Raw genomic sequence first — 18,815 nt, forward strand, 5'->3', positions numbered from 1 at the left:
GGAAGGGTCAGAGCTCTGGATCGAGGATATCGAGGCGCACGGACAGCGTGTTCTTGGTCGTGCGACCGCGAACACGTCGCCCGTTCACCGCTTCGGCCACCACGGCGGCACGCAGAGTGGTGGCGACACGGCCTCCTGCGCTGTAGTCGAAGCGGACGAGCGCGCGCACCCGCGGGGGGACATCGTCGGACTCGATGGGCACCGGGCCGAGGACGGCATCCGCCGGCAGCGCCAGCTCACCGAGTGCGGCCAGAGCACGGCCGACGGCGGCCGCCGATCCCTCGACGAGTGCCACGCGGGCGATCGGTGGCATATGCAGCGGTGCGCGGCTCTCCAATTCGGAACGGGCGTAACCCGCATGATTCCAGGTCGCGAGAGCCTTGGCCACGGCGCCGTCCACCCCGACGAGATGAATGGGGGCTGCCGGCGCAGCGAGGGCAGCCGCGTTCGACCACCACCGCAGGCACGCCTCCCCGATGCGCAGGTCGGGCGCCTGCAGCATGCGCGGTCCGTCCAGCAGGACGACCGCACGATAGCCCCCCTCGGCGAGCGGTTCCGCGCCGCGGGTCGCCACCACGAGGCTCGGCTTCGCGTCGACGCGCTCCACAGGATGAGCGCTGTCAGCCACGATGACGCGGATGCCGGGGAACGCCCGACCGAGTTCGTCCGCCGTCCGTTCGCTTCCGGAAGACGCCAACCGCAGCTTCGTCGAGGAGCACGCAGGACACACCCACGCACGATCGCCGCGGCCACACCAGCCGCAGACGGGCACGGCCCCGCGGTGGCGTGCACCGAGGGGTCCGCCGCAGTGGGGACAGCGGGCGGGGGCGCGGCACTCCGCGCAGACGAGCGACGGCGAGAAGCCCGGTCGCGACACCTGCACCAGAACGGGTCCCTCCGCCGCCGCGGTACGCGCAGACAGGAAGGCCGACGACGGCATGCGCTGTGCCGTCGGCTGTTCCATCTCCTGCGGCGTGCTCAGCACAACGCGGGGCAGCACACGCCGTGCCGCTCGCACCTCTTCCAGCCATCCGTGTGCCACCAGCCGCTCAACGTCGGTCGTGCGGGTGTGACCGACGAACAGCAGCGCCGACTGCTCGAGCTCCTGGCGGAGCAGCGCCGCGTCGCGGGCGTTCACGTAGGGTGCGAGCGGCTCTCCGAGGAGAGGATCGCCGTCGTCCCAGATCGCGACGAGACCGGCCTCGACCGGAGAGTAGACCGCGGAACGATTCCCCACCACGATGCACGGAGCATCCTCGAGCGTGCGGAGGAAGCCCCGATATCGATCCGGGTTGCTCTGACGGGAATCGTGTCGCACGACGGACTCGGCGGGTACGACCAGTTCGAGTGCTGCATGCAGCTGGTCGAGGTCGCGGTGGTCGGGCACCACGAGAATCGCCGAACGCCCGGACGACAGCATCCGAGCCGCCGCGGCGGCCATGAGCTGAGCCCAGGCCGGCATCCCGTGCAGCAGCTGGGGAATCGCCTCGACGGCGGCCCGTCCGCCGTCGCTGAGAACGGCGTCGAGTCCGGCGTAGACGTCGAGAACCTCCTGTGCTCTCGCGAGTCCCGCCTCGTCCGGTGCGGCTGCGGCAGCATCCCGGGTCCAGGCCTTCTCGACGCGCACCTGGCGCTTCGGGATCACGAGGCGGAGGATGTCGGATGCCGACCCCGCGGCGCGATCTGCCACCCGGCGGGCAAGGCGGTGCAGGCGCTCCGGCAGGACCGGCACCGATGAGACGACGCTGTCGACCTCCGACAGCGGTCGGTCGGCATCGTCTTCCGTGTCGATCTCGACGACGTATCCGTCGACCACTCTTCCTGCGGTGCGCAGCGGTACACGCACCCGGACGCCGAGTGGCACCTCGCCCAACTCCGCGGGCAACGCGTAGTCGAAGAGGCGGTCGAGCTGCGGCAGCGGAGAATCGAGGAGCACGCGCGCGATGCGTCTGTTCTCGGACGTCATCAGGACCGAGGTCCTGTCAGAGCCCGGCGGCGCGGCGCAGCTCTTCGACGCGGTCCGTCCGTTCCCAGGTGAAGTCCGGCAGTTCTCGGCCGAAGTGCCCGTAGGTCGCGGTCTTCGCGTAGATCGGCCGCAGCAGGTCGAGCTCTTCGATGATCGCCTGCGGGCGGAGGTCGAAGACCTTCTCGATCGCAGAAATGATCACGTCGTCCGACACGGCACCGGTGCCGAATGTCTCGACGTACAGGCCGACGGGTCGGGCGACGCCGATCGCGTACGCGACCTGCACCTCGAGACGGTCGGCGAGCCCCGCTGCGACCGCGTTCTTCGCCACCCAGCGCGTGGCGTAGGCCCCGGAACGGTCGACCTTGGACGGGTCCTTGCCGCTGAAGGCCCCACCACCGTGTCGAGCCGCACCGCCGTAGGTGTCGATGATGATCTTGCGACCCGTGAGACCGGCATCACCCTTCGGTCCGCCGATGACGAAGGGGCCGGCAGGGTTGATGTAATGGGTGACGTTGTCGAGGTCGAGGCCCGTGCTGGCCAGGACCGGGTCGATCACGTGCTCGCGTACCTGCGCCTTGAGCTCGTCCTGCGAGATGCCCGGGTGATGCTGCGTCGACAGCACCACGGCATCGACGGTCTTCGGCGTGAAGCCGTCGTACCCCAGCGTCACCTGCGTCTTGCCGTCGGGCCGGAGGAAGGGCAGCAATCCGTCTCGGCGGACCTCGGCCAGACGCTCGGCGATGCGGTGCGCCGTCCACGCCGCCATCGGCATCAACTGGGGGGTCTCGTTGGTCGCGAAACCGAACATGATCCCCTGGTCACCCGCGCCCAGCGAGTCGAGCGGGTCGACAGACGACCCGTCACGGTGCTCCTGTGCATTGTCGACACCGTGCGCGATGTCGAGGGACTGCTCCCCCACCGACACGCTGACGCCGCAGGAGTCGCCGTCGAAACCGGTGTCGCTGGAGCGGTAACCGATGCCGTTCACCACCTGACGCACGATCGTCGGGATGTCGACGTAGGCCTCGGTGCGGATCTCGCCGGCGACATGCACGAGCCCGGTGGTCACCAGGGTCTCGACGGCGACGCGCGACCCGCGGTCTTTGGCGAGCAGGCCGTCGAGGATGCTGTCCGAGATCTGGTCGCAGATCTTGTCCGGGTGCCCTTCGGTGACGGACTCGGACGTGAAAAGACGCAGCGCGCTCATCGATGCTCCAGAACGGGGACGGATTGCGGGAGGGGTGTCTCACCCACTCTGGACCGCGCCTCCGACATAGCGAGAGGCGCGGCCGAGGTCATCACTCGGCGTGACGGAGACGGAGCTTGTCCTCGTTGATCTCGTGGAGTGCGATGGTCAGCGGCTTGTCTTCGACGGAGGAGTCGACGAGCGGGCCGACGTTGTCGAAGAGGTTGCCCTCGTGAAGGTCGGAGTAGTAGTCGTTGATCTGGCGCGCGCGCTTCGCCGCGTAGATGACGAGTTCGTACTTCGAGTCGACACGGTCGAGCAGGTTGTCGATGGGGGGATCGATGATGCCCTTGGTGTGGTGTCCGGCCATGGTGAGACCTCCAGATCAGGCGACGGGATCGTCGCGAAGACGGTGCAATAGGCGCGGGAGACGTTCAGCGCGCAGAGCTTGAAGACAATTCTACGACCTCGGCAGCCGCGGCGGCGACGTCCTCGTTCACGATGAGGTGGTCGAACTCGTTCTGAGCCGCCAGTTCGACCTTCGCCGTGCGCAGGCGCCTGGCCCGCTCCTCCGCCTCCTCAGTGCCTCGTCCGACCAGGCGATGCACCAGCTCATCCCAGCTCGGCGGGAGCAGGAAGATGAGCGTCGCCGCGGGTTCGGCCTTGCGAACCTGGCGTGCGCCCTGCAGGTCGATCTCGAGCAGCACCGTCTTGCCTTCGGCGAGGGCCGCATCGATCGGCGCCCGTGGGGTGCCGTATCGGGAGCGGTTGTGCACCACTGCATACTCGAGCAGTGCGTCCTCGGCGATGAGCCGATCGAACTCGGCATCGTCCACGAAGAAGTAGTGCACGCCATCGATCTCACCGGGGCGCGGCGGCCGCGTCGTCGCCGAGACCGACAGGTGGATCTCCGGGTTGTGCTCGCGGATGTGCGCGGCCACGGTGCCCTTGCCCACGGCCGTCGGCCCCGCGAGCACCAGCAATCGGCTTCGCGCGCCCCTCGGCTCCAGCACGGGAAAACGTCCGTCCAGCCACGTTTCGAGGACACGGCGCTGCCGGGCGCCGAGGCCCCCGAGACGCTTGACGGGTGAGATGTGCAGTTCCTCCAGCACGCGGTCGCGCTTGCCCGCGCCGATGGCGGGAAGAGCCAGCAGGAAGTCCGTGATCCGCATCGAGCCCTCGACGGATTCGGCGTCCGCCGTCGCTCGATGCAGGACGGTCTGCGGGGTGACGACGCGCATGGTGAGATCACGCTTCAGTGACGCTCTGGCTCGTCTCCGTTCCACGGCTCGGCGTGCCGCTGCCGCGCGGTCGACCTCAGGAACCGTCCGACGCTGCTCAGACATTGACGACCTTCCGATATTCGGCGGCGCGGGATGTGATCGCCTCAGCGATCCCGTCCGGTCCGGTCGACAGGATGCTGCGGCTCTCGCTCGCTATCACCGCTTCCGCCATGATCCCGAAACGGTCGCGCAGTCGGGCCGGAGTGGCTCCCTGCGCGCCGAAGCCCGGGGCGAGGATCGGAGCGATGGGTCGGAACGGCTCGATCCCGGCGGATGCCCAGTCGACGGTCGCGCCGATCACGAACCCGAAATCACCCCAGTGCCCCGCGGCCCCGGCGTCCGCATTGTGCGCGGAGACATCCGCGATGACCTCGGCCGAGACGGTGGCTCCGCTCATCCCCCTCGCTTGCTGCAGCCGGGCGGCCTCGGGGTTGCTCGTCGCAGCGAGGACGAACAGCCCCTTCCCGTGACGGGTGGCGAGCTCGAAAGCTCCGTCCAGAGCGCCGACTCCCAGGAACGGACTCACCGTGAGGGCGTCCGCCTCCAGCGCAGAACCGGGCGTCAACCAGGCGGCCGCGTAATCGTTCATGGTGGAACCGATATCGCCGCGCTTGGCATCGGCGATGACGATCAACTCCGCCGAACGCGCTGCCGACAGCACATCCTCGAGTGCAGCGATGCCCCTCGAACCGAACCGTTCGAAGAACGACACCTGCGGTTTCACGACGGCCACGCGGTCTGCTGCCGCTTCCACGGTTCGCAGACCGAACTCGCGGACACCGGTCGCATCGTCCGGCAGTCCCCACTCGGCCAGGAGTTTCGCGTGCGGGTCGATGCCCACGCACAGGGGGCCTCGAGCATGGAGTGCCTGGCGGATGCGTTCGCCGAAGCCTGGGCTCACAGCGCCGCCTTCCGGTCCAGCGCGTACTCCTGAAGACTCTTCACCTCGAAGCCTTCGTCGGCGGCATCCATTCCGCTCACGGCTGCCCCCAGGACTGCCATCGTGGTGAAGAGAGCCTTGTCGGCGGCCACCGCCGCCGCCCGGATCTCGTAGCCGTCGGCGCGTGCCGCACCGCCGGAAGGCGTGTTCACGACGATGTCGATGTAGCCCTCGTTGATGAGGTCCACGATGTTCTTCGCGCCCGATTCCTGCGTCTCGCTGTACTTCTGGACGACGGCCACGGCGATCCCGTTCCGCGACAGGATCTCAGCGGTGCCCTCCGTCGCGACGATCGTGAACCCGAGCTGCTGCAGGCGGTGGGCCGGCAGGATGACCGCCCGCTTGTCGGAGTCGGCGACCGAGATGAACACGGTTCCCGACGTGGGCAGGCCCCCGTATGCCGCGGCCTGGCTCTTCGCGAACGCGGTCGGGAAGTCGCGGTCGATGCCCATGACCTCGCCGGTGGAGCGCATCTCAGGGCCGAGCACGGAGTCGACGGTCTTGCCGTCTGCGGTGCGGAACCGCTTGAACGGCAGCACCGCTTCCTTCACCGACACCGGCGCGTCCAGCGGAACGCGTGAGCCGTCCTGCTCCGGCAGCATTCCTTCGGCACGGAGCTCCGCGATGGTGGATCCCGTCATCACCCGGCTCGCGGCCTTCGCCATCGGGATGCCGAGGGCCTTGGACACGAACGGCACCGTGCGGCTGGCACGCGGGTTCGCCTCGATCACATAGAGCACGCCCGCGCTGATGGCGAACTGCACGTTGAGCAGGCCGCGCACGCCCACGCCCTTCGCGATGGCCAGAGTCGCCTCGCGCACCCTGTCGACGTCGGTGCGACCGAGCGATACCGGGGGAAGCGTGCAGCTGGAGTCGCCGGAGTGGATGCCCGCCTCTTCCAGGTGCTCCATCACGCCACCGATGTACAGGTCGGTGCCGTCGTAGAGGGCGTCGACATCGAGCTCGATCGCGTCGTCGAGGAAGCGGTCGACGAGAAGGGGTTTGCCCTCCTCGATGATGACCTCGCCGGCGGTGCGGACGAAGTAGTCGCGCAGCGACGCGGTGTCGTAGACGATCTCCATGCCGCGGCCGCCGAGGACGAAGCTCGGCCGCACCAGCACGGGGTAGCCGATCTCCTCCGCGATGCGCACGGCGCCATCCGCGTCGATCGCCGTTCCATTGCGGGGAGCGACGAGGCCGGCATCGTCGAGCAGCCGTGAGAAGAGCTCACGCTCCTCGGCCAGGTCGATCGCGGCGGGGCTGGTGCCGAGGATGGTGTATCCCGCGGCTTCGATGCCCTTCGCGAGTCCGAGCGGAGTCTGGCCGCCGAGCTGGCAGACGACCCCGAGGATGGTGCCGCTGGCCGCTTCGGCATCGAGAACCTCGAGGACGTCTTCGAGCGTCAGGGGCTCGAAGTAGAGGCGGTCGGACGTGTCGTAGTCGGTGGAGACCGTTTCCGGGTTGCAGTTGACCATCACCGTTTCGAAACCGGCATCCGACAGAGCGAAAGACGCGTGCACGCACGAGTAGTCGAACTCGACACCCTGGCCGATGCGGTTCGGGCCCGAGCCGATGATGACGACTTTGGTCCGCTCGGACGGTGCGACCTCGGTTTCGAAGTCGTAGCTCGAGTAGTGGTACGGGGTCAGCGCGGGGAACTCGCCCGCGCAGGTGTCGACCGTCTTGAAGACCGGGCGGATGCCGAGACCGTGACGTGCCTCGCGCACCTCTTCCTCAGCCGTGCCGCGGAGCTCGGCGAGCTGCGCGTCGGAGAATCCGTGCTCCTTCGCGTAGCGGAGAGTGGCGGCATCCAGTTCCGGGGCCGACCGCACGATCTCGGCGACCTCGTTGATGAGCACGATCTGGTCGAGGAACCACGGGTCGATCGCCGTTGCCTCGAACGCCTGCTCGACGGTGGCACCCTTGCGGAGCGCCTGCTGCAGGGTGACGATCCGACCGTCGGTGGGCACCTTCGCGATTTCCAGCAGTTCTTCCATCGACCGCGGTTCTGCGGCCCAGTGGAAGCTTGAGCCGCGCTTCTCCAGCGATCGCAGGGCTTTCTGGAGAGCCGTCGCGTAGTTGCGGCCGATCGCCATCGCCTCGCCCACCGACTTCATGGTCGTGGTGAGCGTCGCATCGGCGGCCGGGAACTTCTCGAAAGCGAACCGCGGCACCTTGACCACGACGTAGTCGAGCGTCGGCTCGAAGCTGGCCGGTGTGACACCGGTGATGTCGTTCGGGATCTCGTCGAGGCGGTAACCGAGGGCGAGCTTCGCGGCGAGCTTCGCGATCGGGAATCCGGTCGCCTTCGAAGCGAGGGCGCTCGATCGGGAGACACGCGGGTTCATCTCGATGACGATGATGCGTCCGGTGTCGGGGTTCACTGCGAACTGGATGTTGCAGCCTCCGGTGTCGACACCCACGGCACGGATGATGTCGATGCCGATGTCGCGGAGCTTCTGGTATTCGCGGTCGGTGAGAGTCAGCGCGGGTGCGACGGTGATCGAGTCCCCCGTGTGGACGCCGACGGGATCCACGTTCTCGATGGAGCAGACCACGACCGTGTTGTCGGCGGTGTCCCGCATGAGCTCGAGCTCGTACTCCTTCCATCCGAGGATCGACTCCTCCAGGAGCACCTCGTTGGTCGGCGAGTCGTGCAGGCCCGCGCCGGCGATGCGGCGGAGATCCTGCTCGTTGTACGCGAACCCCGAACCGAGACCGCCCATCGTGAAGCTGGGACGGACCACCATCGGGTAGCCGAGCTCGTCGGCCGCAGCCAGCACCTCGTCCATCGTGTGCGCGATACGTGAATCGGCCACATCCGCACCCGCGTCGAGCACGAGCTGCTTGAAGATCTGTCGATCTTCGCCCTTGTTGATCGCTTCGAAGCTGGCGCCGATCAGTTCGACGTCGTACTTCTCCAGGATCCCGTGGTTGTGCAGCTCGATCGCGGCGTTCAGAGCGGTCTGCCCGCCGAGGGTCGGCAGGATCGCATCCGGCCGCTCCTTCGCGATGATGGTCTCGATGACCTGCCACGTGATCGGCTCGATGTAGGTCGCATCGGCGAAGTCGGGATCGGTCATGATGGTCGCCGGGTTGGAGTTGACCAGGATGACCCGCACGCCCTCTTCACGCAGCACACGGCACGCCTGGGTACCGGAATAGTCGAACTCGCAGGCCTGGCCGATGACGATCGGGCCGGAGCCGATGACGAGGACGGAGTTGATGTCGTCGCGCTTGGGCATTACTTGGCGTCCTTGTTCTCGCGGACCATCGCCGCGAATCGGTCGAAGAGATAGTTGGCGTCGTGCGGGCCGGCGGCTGCCTCCGGGTGGTACTGCACCGAGAAGGCCGGGATGTCGAGGGCTCGCAGACCCTCGACCACGTTGTCGTTCAGCCCGACGTGGCTGACCTCGACCTTGCCGTAGCCGTGCGGGCTGTCGAAGGAGCCTTCCAGCGGCGCCTCGACCGCGAAGCCGTGGTTGTGCGCGGTGATCTCCACCCGCCCTGTGGACTTGTCGAGCACCGGCTGGTTGATGCCGCGATGACCGAACGGAAGCTTGTAGGTGCCGAGGCCGAGGGCCCGCCCGAGGAGCTGATTGCCGAAGCAGATGCCGAAGAACGGCAGGCCGTCGTCCAGCACCGCGCGCAGCAGTTCGACATGATCGCCGGATGCTGCCGGGTCACCGGGGCCGTTCGAGTAGAAGACCGCCACCGGGTCGACGGCGCGGATCTCATCGATCGTCACGTGCTGCGGGAGGACGTGCACTTCGAATCCCCGCGCGGCGAGGTTGTCGATCGTGGCCTGCTTCACGCCCAGGTCGAGGACAGCCAGGTTGCCGATGCGCTCCCCCGTCGCCGGCGTGACGGTGGCGCTTTCCACCGAGACCTCGGCGGAGAGGTTGCGACCGGCCATCTCGGGCGCGGCACGCACGATCCGCACCTGCTCCTCCGGGTCGAGAGCGGCGTCGGCACCGGAGAAGATGCCGCCGCGCATCGAGCCCGCCGACCGGATGTGGCGGGTGATCGACCGCGTGTCGATGCCGCTGATCCCGACGATCCCGTCGTGCACGAGGACGTCGTCGAGCGAGGCGTTCGCGCGCCAGTTCGAGACGACGCGAGAGGGGTCGCGGACGATGTAGCCCGCCACCCAGATACGACGCGACTCGGTGTCTTCGTCGTTCATGCCGGTATTGCCGATGTGCGGCGCCGTCTGCAAGACGATCTGACCTGCGTACGACGGGTCGGTGAGAGTCTCCTGATAGCCGGACATGCCGGTGGCGAAGACCACTTCGCCGAGCGTACGGCCGCGTGCGCCATAGGCGCGTCCGGTGTGACGGGTGCCGTCTTCGAGGACGAGGACAGCGGTTTCAGGCAGGGAGGTCATCGCGTGGCTCCTGTGTCGGGGGCAACGGGTACGAGCCGTTGCAGGTCTGAGATGAGATTCGTCGGATCGCCGGTCGCGAGACGCACATACGAGTCGACGATGGTGTCGTCGTCCGCGTTCCACGCGATGCGCACCAGTCCGCCGGGCTCGACGACGCGGTCGATCGTCACCGTCGCCCTGTCCACCTGCACGAGGCGATCAGATGCGAGGAAGACGGTCGGGACGCCGTCGAGGCAGAGCGCGACGCCGCGGTCGGTCACGGCGAGTTCGCCGCGGGCACGATATGCCAGCGGTGAGACGGCGAGACGCTCCAGCGGCTGGTCGTGCCGGGTGGTGGAAACGTAGAGCACCTCGTCGCGTCGCACGACCTCTGCGTGCTCCGGAACCCCGAGCGGCGCCGTCAGGCCGGAGTCCCGCCGCACTCGTCGGCGCCAGGCGAAGAGCATCGCGGCCAGCACGAGCAGCGCCAGGGCGATCATGATGCCGATGGCGAGTTCGCGGGTCATGCGTTCAACTCCGTGACCACGACTGCGCCGTCGACCGTGAGCGTTCCGCCGTGCACGGTGTACTCCACCCGGCCCGGAAGCTCGCGCCCCAGGTACGGCGAATTCACACTCCGGCCGTGAAGATCGGCTTCGGTGAACACGCCTTCGGCAGAGGCGTCGTAGAGCGCGAGGTGCCCGGGGTGACCCACCTCGAGCGGTGTGCCGTGACCGGCGAGCTGCCCGATGCGGGCGGGCGTCGCGCTCATGACTCTGGCCACATCCGACCAATCGAGGAGACCGGTCTGCACCATCGACTGGTGCACGACCCGCAGAGCGCTCTCCAGGCCCACCATGCCGTTGGCGGCCGCCTGCCATTCGCACGCCTTGTGTTCACTGGGGTGCGGAGCATGGTCGGTCGCCACGATGTCGATCGTGCCGTCGGCGAGGCCTTCTCGCACCGCGAGGACGTCTTCTTCTCGGCGCAACGGCGGATTGACCTTGTACCGGGCGTCGTATCCGCGCACCAGTTCGTCGGTGAGCAGCAGGTGGTGAGGGGTGACCTCGGCGGTGACGGCGATGCCGCGTTTCTTGGCCCACCGGATGATGTCGACCGACCCCGCGGTGGAGAGGTGGCAGACATGCAGACGCGAACCGACGTGCTCGGCCAGCAGCACGTCGCGGGCGATGATCGACTCTTCGGCGACGGCGGGCCAACCGGCGAGACCCAGGTCGGCGGACACGATGCCCTCGTTCATCTGAGCACCCTCGGTGAGACGCGGATCCTGCGCATGCTGCGCGATCACACCGTCGAACGACTTCACATACTCGAGCGCACGGCGCATGATGAGCGGATCGAACACGCAGAAGCCGTCGTCGCTGAAGACGCGGACCTGCGCCCGAGACGTGGCCATCGCTCCGAGCTCGGCGAGACGCTCGCCCTTCTGCCCGACGGTCACCGCGCCGATGGGCTGCACCGTGGCGTAACCGGCGGCCTCACCGAGCGCGAGCTCCTGCTCGACCACCCCGGCGGTGTCGGCCACCGGTGAGGTGTTCGGCATCGCGAAGACGGCCGTGAATCCTCCCGCTGCTGCGGCCTTGGTGCCGGTCAGGATCGTCTCGGATGCCTCATACCCTGGTTCGCGGAGATGGGTGTGCAGATCGACGAGGCCGGGAAGTGCCACCAGTCCGTCGGCGTCGATGACGCGCGCACCCGCACGACTCAGTCCTGAACCGATCTCGGTGATGACACCGTCTTCGATGATGATGTCGGCGCTCTTCGCGCCGACCAGCTGTGCCCCGGTGATGACGAGGGTCTCGCTCACAGGTCTCCCCCTCGTTCGTCGTCTCGTTCTCCTGCCAGCAGCAGGTACAGCACCGCCATACGCACGGAGACCCCGTTCGTCACCTGCTCCAGCACCGTGGAGCGGGCGGAATCGGCGGCCTCCGAGGAGATCTCCAGTCCCCGGTTCATGGGTCCGGGGTGCATCACAATGCTACCGTCCGGCAGGCCGGCCACACGCAGCGCGTCCAACCCCCAGCGCCGCGAATACTCCCGCTCAGTCGGGAAATACGCGGCATTCATGCGCTCGAGCTGGATGCGCAGCATCATGACGGCATCGGGCCCCTCCGCCAAGGCCTCGTCGAGGTCGAAGACGACGCGGACGGGCCACAGGGAAACGTTCTGCGGCACCAGCGTAGGAGGAGCGACGAGGGTGACCTCGGCTCCCAAGGTGGTCAGCAACCAGAGATTCGATCGCGCCACCCGCGAGTGCAGGACATCCCCGACGATCACGATGCGGAGTCCAGTGAGATCCCGACCGCGACTGTCTCGACCGAAGCGGCGCTTGCGAATCGTGAAAGCGTCCAGCAGTGCCTGTGTCGGGTGCTCGTGGGTGCCGTCGCCGGCGTTCACGACGCCGGCCGAGATCCAGCCGCTCGTCGCCAGCGTCTGCGGTGCGCCAGAACCAGGATGCCGCACCACCACGGCATCCGCGCCGATGGCCTCGAGCGTCTGCGCGGTGTCTTTCAGGCTCTCGCCTTTGGAGACGCTGGAGCCCTTGGCAGCGAAGTTGATGACGTCGGCGGACAGCCGTTTGGCGGCCGCCTCGAACGAGATGCGCGTCCGGGTCGAATCCTCGAAGAAGAGGTTGACGACGGTCTTGCCGCGCAGTGTCGGAAGTTTCTTGACCTCGCGGGACTGCGTGTCGGCCATGTCCTCCGCGATGTCGAGGATCCGCAGAGCGGTGCCACGGTCGAGGGTTCGGGTGTCGAGGAGGTGTCTCATTCGCCGATCGTCACCTCCTCGGCGCCGTCGGTCTCCTGCAGGCGCACGTTGACCCGCTCGGTGCGAGCGGAAGGGATGTTCTTCCCGATGAAGTCGGGCCGGATCGGAAGTTCGCGGTGACCGCGGTCGACGAGGATGGCCAGGCGCACGACGGCCGGGCGACCGATCGACTGGATGGCATCGAGCGCCGCGCGGATGCTGCGCCCCGAGAACAGCACGTCATCGACGAGCACGACCGTCTTGCCGTCGACGCCGCCGGCGGGGATCTCCGTCGGCCGAGGAGATCGCGTCGGGTGCTTGGAGAGGTCGTCGCGGAACAGAGTGACATCCAATGCTCCGACGGCGACCGATGTCTGCGCGATGTCGCCGACGAGCTGCGCGAGCCGGTGTGCCAGCGTGACTCCGCGGGTCGGGATGCCCAGCAGGACGAGGTCATCGGCACCGCGGTTCGATTCGAGGATCTCGTGCGCGATGCGGGTCAACGCCCGCGATATGTCGGCCTGGTGCAGCACAGTGCGTGCGCTCATCAGCCGCTCCCTTCTCCGCCTCACAGGACGGTGTTAAAGGTTGCTTGTCGAGCCAGTCTATCGGAGCACTCGGGCAGCGGGCACTCCGTGCGATGTCAGACCGCTGGGCGGAGCGCTTCTTCGGTGACGTCGTCGACCTTGGAGGATCGGATCGGGTGACCGCTCGTCGACAGGCAGCGACCCGTCTTCAGGTCCCACTTCCAATCGTGCATGCTGCAGGTGAGCACGCCGTCTTCGTCGACCTTCCCGGTCTTCGTGAGGTCGGCTCGCAGGTGCGGGCAGCGGCGCTGGACGACCCAGTCGCCGATCTCGGCATCTTCTGTCTGGTCGGTCTGCTCCTGGTACCAGTTCTCGACGTACTCGATGCGGTCGACGGAGAGGCACTTGAGGAACGTCGTGAGGAACTCGTTGAACTTCCCGCTGCGCCCCACCTGGAACTGCATCGACAAGAAGATCGAGTTCGACCAGTCGATCTCATGGTCGCGAATGTTCGTCGAGACGAGATCTGCGGGGATCGTGTACCAGTAGATGCACTCCTCGCCGGCATACTCCCGGACCTTCGCCCTCGGGAAGTCGACCACCATGTCGAGCTCTCCGATGCGGAACCGCACGCAGCCGCCGACACCCAACCGGATCGTCCGCGACTTCTTCAGCAGCGGCTCCCACCACTCCTTGAGAGCGGCGAGCATCTCGGCAGGCGCCATGATGGGTGCCCGCGAGGCTTCCTCATCACGGATCTCCTGCTGGCGCGTCGCCCGCTGGGACTCGAGGTAGTCCCACTTCTCGTCGAAGATGTGCGCGATCTCGGCATCCGTGTAAAGCGTCTGCTCGGTGCGGACGGAGCCGCCCTCGACGGTGACCACGGTGCCGGGCACGAAGAGGTGACCGTCGTACTGAGGCGCGAGTTCCTTCATGTGTGCAAGGAACTGCTTCTGGTCGGTGAAGATCGACTCGCCGTCCTTGCCCATGCCGTTGTACCGGAACAGCTCGTCGCGCAGGAACATGGGTGGACCAGCCATCGGGAACACGTGCGCAGCGTCGACCTTCTCGATGTAATACATCGCGCGCTTGTTCTGTGCCTCACGCTTCAGCCGGGCGAAGTTCTGCTTGGCGTCGAGCGGGAGGTCGTAGACCATGGGCCACCAGATCGCACCGGACACCTGGGTGAAGTACGCATCCGGCTTACCGAAGTGAAGCAGCTTCTCGAGGTCGAGCGGGTGCGAGTCGTTCTGGTTGAGAACCGAACCCGTGCCGTCGTCGACACTCAGCGACGAGTCTCCGATCGGTCCGTCGCTCGGCGCACGCAGGGGCGTGATCATCATCTTGAGGTCGCCGCGCTGAATGATCTCGCCGGCGGGCGCGTAGGTGATGTTGGTGTAGCCGAGCGCGCGGATGTCCTTCTCGAGATCATCGATGGGGTACTCCGGAAGCAGCACCTCGATGTCCTTGCGGATGTACCGCTGGAGCAGCTGCGGATCGAAATGATCCCGATGGCGATGCGAGATGTACAGGAAGTCGGCTTCGCGGCCGAAGCGTTCCCAATCCAGCGCGCGGTTGTCAGGGAACGGGAACCACGAGCCGAAGAAGGAGGGGCCGAGGACCGGGTCGCAGATGATGTTTCCGCCGCTGGTCTCGATGAACATCCCGGCATGGCCGAGTCCCGTGATCCGCATGACATCCCTCCTGAGGTGAACCGTTCGATTCTACCGGCGGCTGCCTGTGCACCCGATCCGACTCCGCCGGAGATCAGCAGTTCAGTCGTCGAACAGCCCGCGGATGTCATCGGCCGTGAGCGACTGGGCGAACAGCGCTTCGTCGTCCATGACGGCGGTGAACAGGCGCGCTTTACGGCGCTGCAGCTCGAGCACCTTCTCCTCGATCGTGCCGCTGGAGATCATCCGATAGACGAACACCTGGCTGGTCTGGCCGATCCGGTGCGTCCGGTCGACGGCCTGCGCCTCCGCGGCGGGATTCCACCACGGGTCGAGCAGGAACACGTAGTCGGCCTCCGTGAGGGTCAGACCGAATCCACCTGCCTTCAGGCTGATCAGGAAGACCGGCTGCTCCCCCCTCTGAAACCCTTCGACGACGGTCTGACGGTGTCGGGTGGAACCGTCGAGATGGGCGTACGGGACGCCCGCTGCGTCGAGCCGCGCGGCAGCCATGTCGAGAAAAGACGTGAACTGGCTGAACACGAGCGCCCGGTGCCCCTCGGCCTGCAACTCCGCGACGCGGTCCAGGAGCACGTCCAGCTTGCGGGAGCCGATCTTCGCGTCGGCCGGATCGATCAGACCCGGAGCAAGACTGAGCATGCGCAGCAGGGTGAGCGAGCGGAACACGATGAAGCGATTGCGGTCGAGATCTTCGAGCAAGCCGAGCACTTTCTGGCGTTCACGCTGCAGCACCGTCTCATAGAGCGCTCGATGCGAGCCGCTCAACTCGACCTCCAGCAGCTGCTCCTGCTTGGAGGGGAGTTCCGGAGCGACGAGTTCTTTCGTTCGGCGCAGGAGGAGCGGGCGGATGCGACGGCGCAGCTGCTGGAGCCGACGCTGGCGATAGGGGCCGCCCTCCGCATTCTCCGGGACCTTTCCCTGCTCGATCGGCTGGATGTAGTGCTCGCGGAACTTCCGCGCCGACGGGAAGAGCCCGGGAGCTGCGAGCTTGAGGAGCGCCCACAGTTCGCTGAGGCTGTTCTCCATCGGTGTTCCGGTGACCGCGTAGGTCACGTCCGCGCGGAAACCGGCGACAGCCCGGTGGAGTTTGGTGGCGGGATTCTTCACGAACTGGGCCTCATCGAGGATCAGCCCTGCCCACTCGACGGCGGCGAATTCGGTCTCGTCGAGTCGCGCGATCGCATACGTCGTGACCACCAGGTCAGCGCTTCGCAGCGCCCGCTCCAGCGATTGCCCCCGAGTGGATTCCCGAACCGCGACCTTCAGCGTCGGCGCGAACCGCGCAGCCTCCGCTCGCCATGTCGCCAGCACCGACGTGGGCACGACGACCAGGAACGGCCGTTGCTCGCCGGCATCCCGGGCGTGCATGATCAGCGCAAGGAGTTGCAGCGTCTTCCCGAGTCCCATGTCGTCGGCGAGTATCCCGCCGAGACGATGGCGCCACAGGAAGGCGAGCCAGTCCAGACCGGCCTTCTGATAGGGGCGGAGCTCGGCGGTCAGGCCTCGGGGAACCTCGACGGCGGGGACACCCGAGGCCGTGCGCAGGCCGTCGGCGACGGCGCGCCAGCTCACGGCAGGCTGCGCCTCGTCGGCCAGGTCTTCGAACTCCTCCCAGAGGTCGGTCTGATAGCGGCTGATCCGCGGCCCGGTTTCCCACTCATCGAGTTCGCCGGCTTCGTCGATGAGCTCGCGGAGCCGATCCAGCGCGGGATGGTTGAGCGAGAAATACCCGCCGTCAGCGAGCAGCAGCTTCTTGCGGCCGCGGCTCAGCGCGGTGAACAACGGCTCGAAGGGGATGCTGCGACCGTCGATCCGCACGAGAACCCCGAGGTCGAACCAGTCGGGGTCACTGCTCTCGACGGTGGAGACGGTGACCTCGGGTTCTCCGGTGAGTTCGCGGTAGGCCTTGCGTCTCCCCGACACCGCGACGGCGACGCCTTCCGCCTCGAGCATCGGGATGGCGCGACTGACGAACTCGGCCGCCTCCACGTCGTGAAATGCTCCCTCCGGAGCGAACCCGATGCCGAGCCGCTGCTCCCAGACGGCGTGAAGAGCGTTGCGACGGGTGTTCTCCGCGGCGGGATCGCGGATCGCATCCGAGGTGTGCGCGAACGGTACGCGCCCGAATCCGGGATACTCCCACTCGAAGGCGTACTTCACCGTGTCGCCGCGGAGGAACGACAGGAGGAGGACGGGCTGAGGCGCCGGCAGCACGGGAAGCTGCAGGTCTCCGACCGCGTGCACGGCGGCGCGGCGGGCGAGCACCGGGTAACCCTCGCGAAGGAACGCGGCCTCCTCCGCGGACGGCACGATGACAGGCCCCGACGCGTCCAGCAGTGCACGCACGGAATCACTGAGCGGGACCTCGGCGAGCGTCACCTGCAGATTGGAGCCGCGTTGCGCGACCTCGTACACACCGCTGCGGCCGATTGCACGGATGTCCGCGGCGTCGACCGGCCGACCGTCGATGGTCACAGCGGGGCGCACGACGAGGCCTCCGTCGACGCGTCGCTCGATCGCGGCGACGATTTCTCCGCCGTTCGCGAGCGACACGCTCGTGCTCTTCTGAGTGGCGACGAGGGGGATCCCGACTTCGGCCCCCGTTCTGAGGTGACGCCAGAACAGTCCCGACTCGATGAATTCGGCGATCAGCCACTCTCCGGCGGTGCCGGAGAGGAGCGTGTCGCGCGCGATGCTCAACAGGTCGGCGAACCAGCGGGAGCCCGCACGGCCGTATTGCGTGGGCGAGCGGCGCACAGCATCCCAGGAGGCGCTGCCCTGAACCCACGATCCGGTGGCATCGCTTCGCTCGAGCGGACGGATCCCCAGCAGGATCTCACCGGTCTGCTTCGCGACGTCGCGCGCGGTCGCGGCGCGCTGGGGCCGTGACGCCCACGGATTCGCGCCGCGGCCGTCGCGCAGCCTCACTTCGATGCCGAGTGCCAGAGGCGTCTTGACCTCTTCGGCGGTTGCACCGAGGAGCGCGCGCCACTGCTCTCCTGGCCCGTGGCCGGAGTCGGGTGATGCGAGCGGAGAGGACATGAGGTCATCTTCTCCGGCGCAGCCGACAGAGCGCTTCTCCGGCTCCGTCAGGCAGCTCGGGACACCCGTGCGAGGACGCCGTGCACGAAGGCGCCGGAATCGTCGGTGGAGAACTCCTTGGCGAGTTCGACCGCTTCGTCGATCGCGACGGCCGTAGGGATCTCGTCGTTGTAGAGGATCTCCCAGACACCGATGCGGAGCAGTGCACGATCCACCGCCGGCATCCGGTCGAGTTTCCAGTCACGGCTGTGCGTGGTGATGTGCTCGTCGATCTCGTCGCGCTGATCGATGATGCCGTCGACGATCTCCCGCGCATACAGCCAGGAGGCCTCCCGCGCGGGCTCGCTCGCGGCGCGCTTGGCTTCTGCGGCGAGGGCGACCGAGACATCGTCACCGCGCACATCGGCGGAGAAGAGGATGTCGAGAGCGCGCTTGCGCGCCTTCGTACGTGCGCTCACGCCTTACTTCTCGCGACCGAGGTAGTCACCGGTGCGGGTGTCGACCTTGATCTTCGTTCCGGTCTCGACGAACAGGGGAACCTGCATCTCATAGCCGGTTTCGACCGTTGCGGGCTTGGTGCCGGCCGACGAGCGATCGCCCTGCAGACCCGGCTCCGTGTAGGTCACCTCGAGAATGACGGATGCCGGAAGATCGATGTACAACGGGTTGCCGTTGTTGAGCGCGATCGTCACCTGCTGGTTCTCCAGCAGGAAGTTCTTCGCATCTCCGACGGTCGCGGCACCGACGGTGATCTGGTCGTAGTCCGACGTGTCCATGAACACGAAGCTGTCGCCGTCGGCGTAGAGGTAGGTGAAATCGCGACGGTCGACGTTCTCGATGTCGATCTTCGCCCCGGCGTTGTAGGTGCGGTCGACGACCTTGCCCGAGACGACGTTCTTCAGCTTGGTCCGCACGAACGCGCCACCCTTGCCGGGCTTCACGTGCTGGAACTCGATGACGTTCCAAAGTTGTCCGTCGATGCTGAGAACGACGCCGTTCTTGATGTCTGCGGTAGATGCCATGCGCTGGGGATTCCGTT

Annotated in this window: 15 protein-coding genes; all 15 read right to left on the reverse strand. The window is 67.1% G+C overall.

Annotated elements, in window-relative coordinates; genetic code table 11:
* Positions 1-7: 7 nt before the first annotated feature.
* On the reverse strand, positions 8-1,966 hold the full coding sequence (locus D7252_RS14750; protein WP_120776068.1) for a primosomal protein N': 1,959 nt from the start codon (positions 1,964-1,966) through the stop codon (positions 8-10).
* A 16-nt stretch (positions 1,967-1,982) separates the two neighbouring features.
* A complete protein-coding gene (gene metK / locus D7252_RS14755; protein WP_120776069.1) occupies positions 1,983-3,176 on the reverse strand; it encodes a methionine adenosyltransferase in 1,194 nt (397 codons plus the stop codon).
* 91 nt (positions 3,177-3,267) lie between these two features.
* Positions 3,268-3,525: a DNA-directed RNA polymerase subunit omega gene (gene rpoZ, locus D7252_RS14760; RefSeq protein ID WP_116634940.1), complete on the reverse strand. Its 258-nt coding sequence runs from the start codon at positions 3,523-3,525 to the stop codon at positions 3,268-3,270.
* Between the two features lie 64 nt (positions 3,526-3,589).
* Positions 3,590-4,501: a guanylate kinase gene (gmk, locus tag D7252_RS14765; RefSeq protein ID WP_120776070.1), complete on the reverse strand. Its 912-nt coding sequence runs from the start codon at positions 4,499-4,501 to the stop codon at positions 3,590-3,592.
* On the reverse strand, positions 4,494-5,339 hold the full coding sequence (gene pyrF, locus D7252_RS14770) for an orotidine-5'-phosphate decarboxylase (protein ID WP_120776071.1): 846 nt from the start codon (positions 5,337-5,339) through the stop codon (positions 4,494-4,496). The genes gmk and pyrF overlap by 8 nt, the downstream gene beginning before the upstream one ends.
* On the reverse strand, positions 5,336-8,623 hold the full coding sequence (gene carB / locus D7252_RS14775; RefSeq protein WP_120776072.1) for a carbamoyl-phosphate synthase large subunit: 3,288 nt from the start codon (positions 8,621-8,623) through the stop codon (positions 5,336-5,338). The genes pyrF and carB overlap by 4 nt, the downstream gene beginning before the upstream one ends.
* The gene (gene carA, locus D7252_RS14780; protein ID WP_120776073.1) at positions 8,623-9,765 is read right to left on the reverse strand and encodes a glutamine-hydrolyzing carbamoyl-phosphate synthase small subunit; all 1,143 of its coding nucleotides are present in this window, start codon (positions 9,763-9,765) and stop codon (positions 8,623-8,625) included. The genes carB and carA overlap by 1 nt, the downstream gene beginning before the upstream one ends.
* On the reverse strand, positions 9,762-10,271 hold the full coding sequence (locus D7252_RS14785; RefSeq protein ID WP_120776074.1) for a hypothetical protein: 510 nt from the start codon (positions 10,269-10,271) through the stop codon (positions 9,762-9,764). The genes carA and D7252_RS14785 overlap by 4 nt, the downstream gene beginning before the upstream one ends.
* Positions 10,268-11,572, reverse strand: coding sequence for a dihydroorotase (locus tag D7252_RS14790; RefSeq protein ID WP_120776075.1), 1,305 nt, complete (start codon positions 11,570-11,572; stop codon positions 10,268-10,270). The genes D7252_RS14785 and D7252_RS14790 overlap by 4 nt, the downstream gene beginning before the upstream one ends.
* A complete protein-coding gene (locus tag D7252_RS14795; protein WP_120776076.1) occupies positions 11,569-12,534 on the reverse strand; it encodes an aspartate carbamoyltransferase catalytic subunit in 966 nt (321 codons plus the stop codon). The genes D7252_RS14790 and D7252_RS14795 overlap by 4 nt, the downstream gene beginning before the upstream one ends.
* Positions 12,531-13,061 (reverse strand): bifunctional pyr operon transcriptional regulator/uracil phosphoribosyltransferase PyrR, encoded by a 531-nt coding sequence (gene pyrR, locus D7252_RS14800; protein ID WP_120776077.1) that lies wholly within the window; start codon positions 13,059-13,061, stop codon positions 12,531-12,533. The genes D7252_RS14795 and pyrR overlap by 4 nt, the downstream gene beginning before the upstream one ends.
* Positions 13,062-13,156: 95 nt before the next feature.
* Positions 13,157-14,734 (reverse strand): Rieske 2Fe-2S domain-containing protein, encoded by a 1,578-nt coding sequence (locus D7252_RS14805; RefSeq protein ID WP_120776078.1) that lies wholly within the window; start codon positions 14,732-14,734, stop codon positions 13,157-13,159.
* Between the two features lie 81 nt (positions 14,735-14,815).
* A complete protein-coding gene (locus tag D7252_RS14810) occupies positions 14,816-17,776 on the reverse strand; it encodes a DEAD/DEAH box helicase (protein ID WP_120776079.1) in 2,961 nt (986 codons plus the stop codon).
* Positions 17,777-17,823: 47 nt separating this feature from the next.
* On the reverse strand, positions 17,824-18,234 hold the full coding sequence (gene nusB / locus D7252_RS14815; RefSeq protein ID WP_120776080.1) for a transcription antitermination factor NusB: 411 nt from the start codon (positions 18,232-18,234) through the stop codon (positions 17,824-17,826).
* Positions 18,235-18,237: 3 nt separating this feature from the next.
* Positions 18,238-18,798, reverse strand: a complete 561-nt coding sequence (efp, locus tag D7252_RS14820) for an elongation factor P (protein ID WP_120776081.1) — start codon at positions 18,796-18,798, stop codon at positions 18,238-18,240.
* Positions 18,799-18,815: the final 17 nt, after the last annotated feature.

This window comes from Microbacterium sp. CGR2, assembly GCF_003626735.1.
Lineage (GTDB): Bacteria > Actinomycetota > Actinomycetes > Actinomycetales > Microbacteriaceae > Microbacterium.